Annotated in this window: 10 protein-coding genes; 6 read left to right on the forward strand and 4 right to left on the reverse strand. The window is 59.2% G+C overall.

The window, feature by feature from the left end; translation table 11 throughout:
- Window positions 1-74 precede the first annotated feature (74 nt).
- Window positions 75-2405, reverse strand: coding sequence for a nitric-oxide reductase large subunit (locus VFN25_RS11475; protein ID WP_325142004.1), 2331 nt, complete (start codon window positions 2403-2405; stop codon window positions 75-77).
- 227 nt (window positions 2406-2632) lie between these two features.
- Here VFN25_RS11475 and VFN25_RS11480 point away from each other — a divergent pair, with 227 nt between their 5' ends.
- From VFN25_RS11480 to VFN25_RS11495, 4 genes are all read left to right on the forward strand, one after another.
- On the forward strand, window positions 2633-3475 hold the full coding sequence (locus VFN25_RS11480; protein WP_325142006.1) for an SAM-dependent methyltransferase: 843 nt from the start codon (window positions 2633-2635) through the stop codon (window positions 3473-3475).
- A 63-nt stretch (window positions 3476-3538) separates the two neighbouring features.
- On the forward strand, window positions 3539-3934 hold the full coding sequence (locus tag VFN25_RS11485; protein ID WP_325142008.1) for a hypothetical protein: 396 nt from the start codon (window positions 3539-3541) through the stop codon (window positions 3932-3934).
- A 131-nt stretch (window positions 3935-4065) separates the two neighbouring features.
- Entirely contained in the window at window positions 4066-5511 is a 1446-nt protein-coding gene (cls, locus tag VFN25_RS11490; RefSeq protein ID WP_325142010.1) for a cardiolipin synthase, read from the forward strand.
- A 108-nt stretch (window positions 5512-5619) separates the two neighbouring features.
- Entirely contained in the window at window positions 5620-6285 is a 666-nt protein-coding gene (locus tag VFN25_RS11495) for a MarC family protein (protein ID WP_325142012.1), read from the forward strand.
- A gap of 198 nt (window positions 6286-6483) precedes the next feature.
- Here VFN25_RS11495 and VFN25_RS11500 read toward each other — a convergent pair whose 3' ends face one another.
- On the reverse strand, window positions 6484-8067 hold the full coding sequence (locus VFN25_RS11500) for a BCCT family transporter (protein WP_325142014.1): 1584 nt from the start codon (window positions 8065-8067) through the stop codon (window positions 6484-6486).
- Between the two features lie 214 nt (window positions 8068-8281).
- Here VFN25_RS11500 and VFN25_RS11505 point away from each other — a divergent pair, with 214 nt between their 5' ends.
- Complete coding sequence (locus tag VFN25_RS11505) at window positions 8282-8677, forward strand: RidA family protein (protein WP_325142016.1); 396 nt, start codon at window positions 8282-8284, stop codon at window positions 8675-8677.
- Window positions 8678-8732: 55 nt separating this feature from the next.
- Here VFN25_RS11505 and VFN25_RS11510 read toward each other — a convergent pair whose 3' ends face one another.
- Both VFN25_RS11510 and VFN25_RS11515 read right to left on the reverse strand, forming a co-directional pair.
- Window positions 8733-9692: a cation diffusion facilitator family transporter gene (locus VFN25_RS11510; protein WP_325142019.1), complete on the reverse strand. Its 960-nt coding sequence runs from the start codon at window positions 9690-9692 to the stop codon at window positions 8733-8735.
- A gap of 163 nt (window positions 9693-9855) precedes the next feature.
- A complete protein-coding gene (locus VFN25_RS11515) occupies window positions 9856-10794 on the reverse strand; it encodes an SAM-dependent methyltransferase (RefSeq protein WP_325142021.1) in 939 nt (312 codons plus the stop codon).
- 158 nt (window positions 10795-10952) lie between these two features.
- On the opposite strand from VFN25_RS11515, the gene VFN25_RS11520 reads away from it, so the two are divergent.
- Window positions 10953-12011 (forward strand): SPFH domain-containing protein (locus VFN25_RS11520; RefSeq protein WP_325142023.1); only part of this gene is annotated, 1059 nt, incomplete at its 3' end.

Below are 12011 nucleotides of genomic sequence, written 5' to 3' on the forward strand. Positions count from 1 at the left end.
GTGAAGTTGCGCAACAGCGATCCCAGTTCCGCAACAAAGATCCTTCAATCTTTGTCTGCGCCCGGTCCTGAATGTCAGCCAGCCGCCATGTCTTTCCTCGAACTCGCGCGCACTCCGAGCCAGCCTTTGGTTGACGCGATTACCAACGGAATCGCACCAAACAGGATGAACACCATGTCGCCGGGCATGCGCAACCATTCAATCAGGTGCGATCGCGGCGTCGACATGTAGTCCATGCTGCGCGCGTGCCAGTAGCCATGTTGAATGACATCCCACATCTGCAGAACGCCACTGGGGAACAAGCTCATCAGGACCATCATCATCAAGCCGACATTGGTGCCCCAGAACGCCATCTTCACGTACTTCTCGATACCGGGCCAGGTTTTGTCATCGGCGGTCTGTCGCAGTACAAACACCATCAGCGCAATCGCCAGCATTCCAAAAACGCCCATCATCGAGGCGTGACCATGGTTCGGCGTCAACTGCGTGCCGACTTCGTAGTAGCTGACGATCGGCAGATTGATGAGAAAACCGAACATGCCGGCACCAAAGAAATTCCAGAAGCCAACCGCCATCAGAAAGTAGAACGTCCATTTGTGCGGAATGGGTGTCGGCTTTCCGGCAACCTGGTTTTCACGGTTTGTGGTACGTACGAAATCCCAGGCATCCAGCGTCAGCAAGGTCAGCGGCACCACTTCAAGAACGGAGAACAGTGCCGACAACGCCATGTTGAAGCCGGTCTGGCCGTTGAAATACCAATGATGGCCGGTACCGATCAAACCGCCGAGAAAGTACAGGATCGCATCGAGATAGATCACCCGCAGCGCGGTGTTGCGTCGAGTCAGACCGAGTTGGTAAAGGGCCAGGGCAACGATGGTGGTGGCGAAGAATTCGAAGAAGCCCTCGACCCAGAGGTGAATGATCCAGAAGCGCCAGGTATCAACGACAGTGAAATTGGTCTTGGCGCCGAAGAACAAGGCGGGGATGTAGAACACCGGGATCGACAGTGAGGCGATGAAAAACATCTTCACGATCGGTCGTGCTTCAACGTTTTCCACTTTGGAGGGACGCGCGACCCACCACAGCATTGCGAACCACACCAGCAGCCCGACGACCAGAATGTATTGCCAGAGGCGTCCGAGCTCCAGGTATTCCCAGCCCTGGTTGCCGATCCAGAACCACCAGTCACCCAGAAGCTGTGAAATGCCAGCCCACTCGCCGAGCAGGCTGCCGCCGATCACCGCAACGAAGGCAGCAAACAGAATATGCGTCCATGTGGCGAGTGCGCGTGGCTCTTCACGGCGCAAGGTATTGCCGAGGAACAGCGCGGCAGCGACGTAAGCGGTTGCGATCCACATGATCGCGCTCTGCAGATGCCAGGTACGCATCAGGTTGCTCGGGAAAATGTTCTCAAGCTGGAAGCCGTAGAAGCTGCCTGGGTCGGCACGATAGTGCGCAGTCGCACCGCCAATCAGCGTCTGGAACAGAAACACCAGCGCGACAACGACGAAGAATTTGACCAGGGCACGCTGTCCGGGACTTGGGCTGCCGGGGTGAATTCGCGGTTCGATGGTATGACCATGACTGAGCCAACCGAGATACTCGAACTTGCCGAACGCCAGCAGCACGGCAGCAATGCCGGCCAGAAACACCAGCAGACTCAATGCGCTCCAAAGCAGCGCGCCGGGAATCGCGACGTTGCCGACGCTCGGGTCAAACGGAAAATTGTTGGTGTAGGAAAAATCTTCCCCCGGTCGATTCGCAATCGAGACCCATGCGGCCCAGGAGACAAAAGCGCTGAATTCGCGCAGCTCGGTGGGGTCACTGATCAGATTTGGTTTGAGCCCGCCGTTTCGCGTCGGATCCTTGAAGTATTCCGTCCAATGGGAAATTTGCTGTTGCCAGGCCTGCACTTCTGCGGGCGTCAGGGTCAGCACGTCATTGGCCTGATCGTAGCGATTGGTTTTCAACACCACCGCAACAGAAGCCTGCAAGGCAGCACGTTGTACCGCATCAAGCTCAGCGACCGGTTTGCCGAATTGTTGCAGCGCCAGTGCGGCGGCGGTGTCCTGCCCCATGCGATGCAGGGCCTCGGCGGAATAATCCGGGCCGAGATAGGCGCCATGGCCCCATATACTTCCGTTGTTCATCAATCCATATTTAAGGAACACGGCCTGGCCGTTGCCGATGTCTTCGCTGGTGAACAACGTGGTGCCTTGCGTATCAACGACCTTGCCCGGTATCGGCGGCGCGTTGCGGTAGGCCAGAACCGTGATCGCGATCAGGACACCGAACCCGACCAGCATCACGATGGCGATACTGCGCAGCCACCAGGGCGACAGCGGACCATCGTCCGCGGGGCTGGCAATGGCGTTGCTCGGGGGTATTGCAGACGGAGTAGTCATGAAAACTCCAAGTCATTGTTCGTGGTCAATTGGGCACGAGCAGCGCATGTTCGCTGGCAGGGTGCCGCATCCTTGATTCACGCCGTCACTTTGGCAAGTTGCGACAAGCGAGTGCAAATCCTACTCCTCCATCGGTACGGAATGGAAACCCCGTGCTTGGCCGACAAGCGCGTGCGACAGTCGGAAAAGCCATACAATCCTGACAATTTTTAAGGACATCATTCAACGTGCCGCACTATTCCGGACCGCTGCTGACGCGAGCCAACGCCGAGTCCTTGCGCGCCGCACTCGAGGCCGGCAGCTCCGCATGGATCGGGTCACTCGACCTCGGAAAATCCATTGCGACGGCAATCCTGCAATCGGATTCCTGGCATTGGCATGGGAATTCCCATGCTTATCCTGGCAAGCTCAAGGAGCGTACGATCTACTATTGGGATGGCCATGATTTCCGGGCGGCGTCGCGGTTCTCCGGATCACTGATCAAACTCGTGCCGACCGAATGGGGCGCGCCGACCTTCGAGATCGACGGTATCAAGATGCTGCCGACCTCGAAGGAATCGCCGATCGATGATGCAACGCGTAAGGTCGCCTTGATCGAGCCACGCGGCAAGATCGTGCTCGATACCTGCGGTGGTCTCGGCTACTTTGCGGCGTGTTGCCTCGATGCCGGCGTCGCACGCATCGATTCGTTCGAGAAAAATGCCGATGTCCTGTGGTTGCGGTCACTGAATCCGTGGTCTCCGGACCCGGATTCGTCGACGTGCAGCGGACGTCTGCAACTCACGCATGCTGATGTGTCCAATACCATTGCACAGATTGCCGACGACTCGGTGGAGGCGATACTGCACGACCCGCCGCGCTTCGGCATCGCCGGTGAACTCTACTCGCAGGTTTTCTACGATCAACTCGCGCGCGTGTTGCGTCGGGGAGGCAAGTTGTTTCACTACACCGGAAGCCCGAACAAGCTGACCAGCGGTCGCGATGTCCCACGCGAAGTCAGCAAGCGTCTCGAAAAGGCGGGCTTCAAGGCGCAGCTCGCCCTCGACGGTGTATTGGCGACTCGTCGCTGATCTGCCAACCTCAAGCCATGAGCAGCCAATCCCCTGCTCGCGCTATTCACAACGGAGCGACACATGACCCACATCGTAATTTCCAGTTTCGAGAACCTCGAAACCGGCGACATGCAGGCTGAGGGTGAGTCGATCACGCTGTTTGATTCCGAAACTTCGGCGCGCAGCCATTTTTCGCGTCGCTCGGCACAGCTTGAGGCAGCGATCGGCAAGGCCAGAACCGAAGCCCCCGAGGCCAACTTCATCACCTGGCTGCTGATCCTGCGCATGCCGCTGGACGTCAACGATATCGACGAAGCCCTCGAAGATCTCGAACTGGTTCTCGAGGAAACCGAAGAAGTCGACGATCCGTTCGGCGAGCTGGTAATCGCCTACGAAGGCTTCGAGCATGGTGTCGAAGGCCGGGGCGATTACCCGCAGGCAGCAGCACTCAAGGGCCTTGAAGCCTGGTTGACCTGACAAGCGGCCGAAGCCGTATCCGGTCGGCAGGACAATGCGGGAAAGCGCGGGTCAATTTGCGCGCTTGGGAATCTGAAAACCTGTCATGGTTGTCGTTCGCATCCAATCATTCGTTCCAGGCTCCTGGTTTCATGAGTATTCATTCCATCTCGACGGGCATATTGATCGGGCATTGGCTGATCGTCATCGGCCTGTCATTGCGGGTCATCTCCCGGCGCTCTCCAGTTGGTGTCGCCAGCGCATGGCTGGTGATACTGTTCAGCCTTCCATTGGTGGGCGCCGTGCTGTATTTGCTATTCGGCGAGAAACGTCTCGGGCGCGGACGCATCGCCCGAACGAAGGCGCACCTGCCCGACCTGCAAACGTGGCAACACAGCCTCAACCAGACACCTGTCGATTCCATTGTCAGTGCACCGGTGGCCGGCGCGCTTGCCAACCTGGCCCGGGGGCTCTACGGATTTCCCCCGCAATCCGGCCAGAGCATCACCCTCCTCGACAACTATCAAGGCATTTTCGATGCCATCGTTGCCGACATAGACCGTGCCCGCAAACGCTGTCATCTAGCCTTCTATATCTGGCACGGCGAGGGCCGCTCACTGGATGTTGTCGACGCACTCGTACGTGCAGCGCAACGGGGCGTTGAATGCAAAGCCATGGCTGATGCGCTTGGCAGCAAAGCGTTCCTGCAAGGGCCGCATCTTCAGCGCCTGCAGAAGGCCGGCGTGCAGTTTGAAGCTTCCTTGCCGATGGGACGTATTCCCAGCCTGCGATCACGTGCCGATTTGCGCAATCATCGAAAAATCGTCGTCATCGATGAGACGGTCGCTTATACCGGCAGCCAGAATCTGGTCGACCCACGCTTCTTCAAGCAGAAGTCTGGTGCAGGTCAATGGGTCGATGCGATGGCCAGGATCAGCGGGCCGGCCGTTTCATCACTCGATGGCGTATTCGCACTGGATTGGTCAGTGGAAACCGGCAAGCCGTTTGAAGCACCTGCAACGGCCCTGCCCGACTCTTCTGGAACGTCTGCAAGTGTTGTCCAGGTGGTTCCTTCCGGGCCGGACCTGCAACCGGAAGGCATCCACCAATTGCTGCTCACGGCGATCTACAACGCGCACAGTGAAATCGTCATGACCACGCCGTACTTCGTGCCGGATGAATCCTTCATCCTTGCCTTGCAGGCGGCCGTCCAGCGTGGCGCACGGGTGACGCTGATCGTGCCCGCATACAACGACAGTTTGCTCGTCCGTCATGCGAGCGTCGCCAATTTCGACGTCCTCATGGCGGCCGGTGTGAACATCGCCCTGTTCAAGGGGGGCCTGCTGCACACCAAGAGCCTGGCCATCGATGGTGAGGTCTGCCTGTTTGGCTCGGTCAATCTCGACATGCGCAGTCTCTGGCTGAATTTCGAGATATCCCTGTTTGTCTATGACGCAGACTTCTGCACGCGGCTGCGCGCGCTGCAGAACTCCTATATCGAGGATTCCGAAATGCTCACGCTTGAAGCGTGGCGGCGCCGACCCCGATGGAAAAAGTTTGTCGAAGATACTTTCCGCTTGCTTGGCCCCGTCTTGTAATGTTGCCGGCCTTCCGTACCGGGCAATCTATCGCCGGCGCAACAAGCACATGCAATACCTGTCCGATCAACGATCAAGTCAGTCGCGCTGAACAAGAGCACAAAACCCATGTATGAAGAGGCACTGGAATTTATCCCGCTGACCTTTGCGGCCCTGCTTCCCATCATCAATCCGGTTGGCACGTCGCTGATCTTTCTCAACATCGTCGGTCCCGCGCAACCTGTGGTCTTTCGCAAGCTGGCTTGGCGCATCGCGCTGAGCATGCTCGTGTTCATCGCCGTGATCGAGGTCTTCGGTGCCCTGCTGCTCAAGTTCTTCGGCATTTCGTTGCCGGTACTCCAAGTTTCAGGCGGACTGACCCTGGCCGCGATGGGCTGGAGCATGCTCAATGCCAAAGAGGAATCCGAAACCGAGGCCGCCTCGGTCGGTCACGATGAACAGTCACTGCTCGGCAAGGTTTTCTATCCGCTGACATTTCCACTGACGGTCGGGCCCGGCGCCATTGTCGTCATCGTTACCATGAGCGCGCATGCTTCCGGTCACGACTGGGAGCTGCGCATGCTTGCACATGCTGCGATCTTCGTTGCGGTGGTTCTGGTCGCCGTGCTTGTCTATCTTTGCTTTGCCTACGCACCACGCTTGTCGCGATTGATGCCCAAGAGCGTGGCCAACGGCATCCAGCGGCTGGTCTCGTTCATTTTGCTCTGCATCGGCGTGCAGATTGCCTGGGGCGGATTTGATTCTCTGCTCGGCACGCTGGTGCATGCGCATTAGCGGCTTGCATTGAATTCGCTGAGCTTGCCGGAGATGTTCGGGCTCAGAAGGTAGTCAGCAGCAGCTGATGTCTGCAGTGCGCATCGTGTACTCCACGGATTTGTTGGTTTCGTCAGTCCTTGCACGACCGTGTCGTGGCGGCGCCCATACAGACTGCCCAGTATCCTGATACTTCTCCACGACAACGCTGCGCTTCAATCATGATTCGCCTGGGCCCTCGGCCGCTCTCGCGCGTTGCGTCTCACTTTTTGCCCCGCTCCGTGTTTGCGCCAACCAGCCGCGCAGGGCATGGCGGAATTCAGCCGCCTCCAGATCAAGCCTCGATTGCTCTTTGCGCAGAGCACGCAGCAACGAGAAGCAGACGACCAGCAGGATCAGCGCAAACGGCAGTGCCGTGACAATAGCCATTGAGCGCAATCCTTCGAGTCCGCCGGCCACCAGCAGGGTTGCGGCTACGGCTGCCTGGACAATGCCCCAGATAATCTTTTTCCACACCGGTGGATCGAGCGCGCCGCTGGTAGACATCGAGGCCAGAACCAGCGTTGCCGAATCGGCAGAGGTCACAAAGAAACTCAGCAACAAGGCCGTCGAGACCAGCGCAAGCAACCCCGACATCGGCAATGTGTCCAGAACCTGGAACAAGACGTTCTCCGGACCCTGCGCATAAGCTCCAACGAGATCGGCGCCGCTGAAGAGTTGCAGATGCAATGCGGTTCCTCCGAGCGCGGCAAACCAGATGAAGCTCAGCACACTGGGTACCGCCAACACGCCGACAACAAACTCGCGCACCGTGCGCCCGTATGAGACACGTGCAATGAACGAACCCACGAACGGCGCCCAACTGATCCACCACGCCCAGTAGAAGAGTGTCCATTCCGCCACCCAAGTGCCTTCGCTGTACGGTGTCATGCGCAGGCTCATGGCGAAAAAGTTGTTGAGATAACCGCCCAGCGCGTTGGTGAATGCATCGAAAATGAAGTCGGTCGGGCCAAACACGAAGAAGGCGAACAGCAGCAACAAGGCCAGCACCATATTGGTGTTGGACAACCACTTGATGCCCCGATGCAAGCCGGTTGCCGAAGAAATCAGGTAAAGCGCGAGCGCGCAACCGATGATGCCAATGCGCATCCCGGTGTTCTGTGGCAAACCAAAAACGTGATGCAGCCCGGCACCAATCTGCAGCGCACCAAAACCCAGCGAGGTGGCCACGCCAACCGCGGTCGCCAATACTGCAAGGATGTCCACCGCATGTCCGAGCCAGCCATCGACAAGCCTTCCGAACAAGGGTCGCAACAACTCGCTGATCAAACCGCTGGCACCACGGTTGTACTTGAACCAGGCCAGGGCCAGTCCGAGCACCGCATAGATCGCCCACGGATGCAGTCCCCAGTGAAAATTCGAATAGCGCAGCGCGGCACGCGCCGCCTCGCTGGTCATCGGCGCAATGCCTTCGGCAGGCGCGGCAAGATGCGAAATGGGCTCGGCGGCACCCCAGAACACCAGGCCGATACCCATGCCCGCCGAAAACAGCATGGCAAACCATGTTGGACCAGAAAACTCGGGCTTGGCGTCCTCGCCGCCGATGCGCAGCGTGGCGAATCGGCTGCAGGCCAGGTAGAACAGGAAAATGACCAGCGAAAACACGACCAGCAGGTAGAGCCACCCGGTACGCGCAATGGTCAAGTCCAGCGCCATTTGAGTCAATGCAGCCAGCTGATCCGGCGCCACACTGCCGACCACAACGAGCAGCAGCAGTAACGCCAATGAAATCCACATGACCATGTATTGCTCCTGAAGTGCACTCTTGTCCGGACCACCGGAGAGTTCAGGATAGCCTCTGACGTCAGGACAGGGACACCCACGATCCCGGCGCTCTCCCTCGGCCGGGTCGGTGTCCCGGTTGTTCTCTTGCTATCTTGATCGCGACAGCGTCCGTGAATCGTCGGCGATCAGCCGTCAGAAAATTGTTCTTGCGAAACAATGGGAGTAAACAAGCATGACTACGTCATCCAGTGAGGATGCCCGATCCGAGCAGCCAGCGCGGGACCCCCACCCATACAGCCCTGCATTTGCGATAGATGGATTTGTATTTGTGTCCGGCGCCCTGTCGATCGATACCGAGGGCAAGGCCGTCGATGGCCGGACCGAAGCACTTGACGCAGCAATTGATCGAATGACCGAACGTCTTGCAACGGCGGGCGGGCGATTGCAGAACGTCGTCAAGCTCACTTACTTCGTGACCGACGTGACACTGCGTGAAGAAGCGAACCGCCAGTTCGAGCGCCTGTTTTCCGAGCCCCGGCCTGCGCGGACGTTTCTGGAGGTCAGCCGGCTACCCTACGAAGCCACGGTCGAAATCGACTGTATCGCGCATTTGGCCAAGGGCCAGTAGCGATTCAAAACGAGAGTTTTAGGGTTGTCCCAAGCCTGCTCGCTGGCCAGACCGATCAAGATGCCTCGCGCTTGTCGTCCAGGGCCTTGAGCCGCGCCTGCCAGACTTCTTCGGTTTGCGGTTTGATGAACAGTGCGACGATCGTGCTGTTCGCCAGCTTCGCACTCTTTTCCAGGCGGTTGACGCAGGCCTCGACCTCGGGCGTCGTCAGCGCGTCTTCGAATTCCACGCTCAATATCGCAACGATCTGATTGGGACCCATCTGCATGGTCAACACGCCGTTGGCACTGCGGATGCCCGGGTCCCGCCTGGCGATGCTGAGTATGGCTTCGCTGACGCGAGGATGTGCGGGCTCTCCGATCAACAAGCCCTTGCTCTCTCGGGCCAGCAGCAGGGCCGTGGTCGCAAGCACCAGGGCGATACCAATCGATGCCGCGCCATCAAGCCACGGCGCATCCAGCAGCTGTGCGCCGAGAATGCCGAGGAAAGCGATCAACAATCCGATCAGGGCGGCACTATCCTCCAGCAACACCGTGAACGTGACGGGATCCTTGCTTTGTCGAAAGGCCTCGAAGTAACTCAGCCCACCCATGCGCGCGCGGAATTCGCGTCGGGCAATGGTCCACGATGAACCCTCGAACAGCGCAGCCACACCGAGCACGAGGTAGTTGAGCCACAGGTGGGTGGGAGCAACCGGGTGGCGCAGAGTCGCCACTCCTTCGGCGAATGCGATAACCGCGCCCAGCGCAAATACCAGCAACGCAACAATGAAGCTCCAGAAATAGAGCTCGCGACCATAGCCGAACGGGTGATCGCGGTCCGGTGGCGTCTTGGCACGGTTCATGCCGTACAACAACAAGAGTCCATTCACGCTGTCGACCGCGGAATGCACGCTCTCGCTCAACATCGCCGAACTGCCCGAGAAAGCGGCAGCGACGAACTTGCTCAGGGTGATAAACAGATTGGCTGCAAGCGCGGCGTAAACGACGAAGCGTGGACTGGATTTTTTCAACATGAGGCGGCCCGTGACGAGGTTTCAATTCCGGCACAGGGACGGAGACAATGGGCGTCAGAATATCAAATCTCGCGACCCTGCCGTTGCCATGCCGGATCCCAGGCACGGATTTGTCCCCCCTTGTCGACCTTCCAGCGCATGCGCTATCGCCCGCGAGAAACCGTCATGGCATCTCTTCGCCATGCCCTTGGCGCGAATCGTTGCGCAAGCCGCCCCGTGCAGGAATGACGAGGATGGTGCATTCACCGCACTGCTCGGTGGCCAGGTCGCCCAGGGAAATGCGATCGGCGCGTGCAGTCTCGCTTGGTCGTCGTGCCGCCTCGTAGAGGATCACTTCATGTTCGGGCGGATACTCGAGCAGCAACTTTCGGACCAGCGCTTGCAGGCCCTCGCGCCCGGAGCGTTCCCGCGTGCGGGACGGGTCGCCAGACTGAGCCAGATGCCACAGCAGTAGCAAACCGGCAGGGTCAATCTTGCGGTCGCCGATGAGAAATTGCATCGCATGCATCGACTGCACGCCGCCATGCCCGGGATCGATGTTGAGGTCCGCATAGAGGCACGCCTCGGCGGAAATTCCCGGCTCCATGCGCGCTGGAAAACCTTCGTCACGTGCCTTGCCGATGACCCGGTGCGGAATCTCGGCGAACACGCCCGGATGCCCATGAAACACCGCGCAGACCTGCTTGCCGGTCCGCAGTTCGGTCATGATTGATTCTTCGATCTCGCCGCAGCTCTGACGTCGGTCCTTGCCTGGAGCGTCGTGCAGTCGAAGATTGATCGCATCGGGACGCAAACTGGCAATCACCTCCAGCGCAAACGGATCAACCAGGCAGAAAACGGTCTGGGCCTCCCGAATCTCCGCCATACAGCGCTCGCTGACGTGACGGTCAAACTGGATGCCACTGCCGACCACCACCAGTCCGGCAAGCGGTGCCGATGCGCGGACAGTGGTGCGGACGACTCGGTCGCGCCCCAGATGCTTGGCCCGGTACAGCGCCCGATCCGCCTCATGGATCAACTGCTCCAGCGTCGATCTTCGCAGCCATGCCCCGGTTCTTCCGTCGCAATCGCAGACAATCATGGGCACGGGATGACCCGCCATGCGGCTATTGAGAGGCGGCTGCTGCCAGCGCCGGGGCGGGAACGGAAATTTCTCATCACTCAGGCGCGAGTCGAATTCACCCCAGTTTTTGTCAGGGAATGTATAGTTCGACCGGTATGCCGGGCACGGTGCCCGGCCACGAATCGCGGAGAGATATCATGGGTCTTGTTCAGGCAGTGGTGGGTTCGATTGGCGGAACGCTGGCCGACCAGTGGAAGGATTTCTACACGGTTCCGGCCGGATTGCCGTCTACTGCGGCGTTGTTCGCTGCGGTTCCGCAGGGCACCAATGCCGGACGCGGCTCCAATACCAAGGGCTCCTCGAACATCATCACCGATGGCTCGAAGATTATCGTTCCGGAAGGTTACGGTCTGCTGCTGTTCCAGGATGGCGCGATTACCGGCTTTGCCGCCGAGGCGGGCGGTTACGAATGGCGCTCGGACGACATCAATTCGAAGTCGATCTTCTCCGGCAGTGGCCTGGTCGAATCGCTGATCAAGCAGAGCTGGGAGCGCTTCAAGTTTGGCGGCCAGCCGGGCTCGATGCAGGCGGCGTACTTCGTCTCGCTGAAGGAACTGCCGGACAACCGCTTCGGTACCCAATCGGAAATCTACTGGGACGATGGCTTCCTCGGCACCCAGGTCGGTGCGGTGACACGCGGCTCCTACACGATGAAGATCATCGATCCGATCCTGTTCGTGAAGAATTTCGTGCCGGCCAAATATTTGCAGCCCGGCCAGGTTTTCGATTTCACCGACATGGAAAATGCCGCTGCCGGCCAGCTCTTCAACGAAGTGGTCGGTTCGCTCGCACCCGCCTTCAGCCTGTACACGAATGATCCGGCCAAGGGCAATCGCATCACCAAACTGCAGCAGGATTCGGTTGGCTTTGCGAAAAGCCTGTCCGATGCGGTGGAGAATGCCTATCAGTGGAAATCCGATCGCGGCCTGGCCATCGTCAAGACCGCCATCGTTTCGATCGAATACGACGAGAACACGCGTGAACTGCTCAAGACCGTGCAGCGTGCCGATGCGCTGGCCGGTGCACGCGGCAATTCCAACTTGCAGGCCAGCGTGGCCCAAGGCATGCAATCAGCCGGTGAAAACACCGGTGCGGCGGGCATGATGGGTCTGGGCATGGCCTCGGGCATGATGGGCGGCATCGGCAGTCTGCAGCAACCGGTTGCGCCCGCCGCGCCCGCTGCGGACGATCCGATC

Source organism: Dokdonella sp., from assembly GCF_035703485.1.
Classification (GTDB): Bacteria; Pseudomonadota; Gammaproteobacteria; order Xanthomonadales; family Rhodanobacteraceae; genus Dokdonella.

Excerpts from the sequence above, each read along its gene's own strand:
- VFN25_RS11475 (WP_325142004.1), bottom strand. The coding sequence starts at position 2,405 with ATGACTACTCCGTCTGCAATACCCCCGAGCAACGCCATTGCCAGCCCC.
- VFN25_RS11485 (WP_325142008.1), top strand. The coding sequence starts at position 3,539 with ATGACCCACATCGTAATTTCCAGTTTCGAGAACCTCGAAACCGGCGAC.
- cls (WP_325142010.1), top strand. The coding sequence starts at position 4,066 with ATGAGTATTCATTCCATCTCGACGGGCATATTGATCGGGCATTGGCTG.
- VFN25_RS11495 (WP_325142012.1), top strand. The coding sequence starts at position 5,620 with ATGTATGAAGAGGCACTGGAATTTATCCCGCTGACCTTTGCGGCCCTG.
- VFN25_RS11500 (WP_325142014.1), bottom strand. The coding sequence starts at position 8,067 with ATGGTCATGTGGATTTCATTGGCGTTACTGCTGCTGCTCGTTGTGGTC.
- VFN25_RS11505 (WP_325142016.1), top strand. The coding sequence starts at position 8,282 with ATGACTACGTCATCCAGTGAGGATGCCCGATCCGAGCAGCCAGCGCGG.
- VFN25_RS11510 (WP_325142019.1), bottom strand. The coding sequence starts at position 9,692 with ATGTTGAAAAAATCCAGTCCACGCTTCGTCGTTTACGCCGCGCTTGCA.
- VFN25_RS11515 (WP_325142021.1), bottom strand. The coding sequence starts at position 10,794 with ATGGCGGGTCATCCCGTGCCCATGATTGTCTGCGATTGCGACGGAAGA.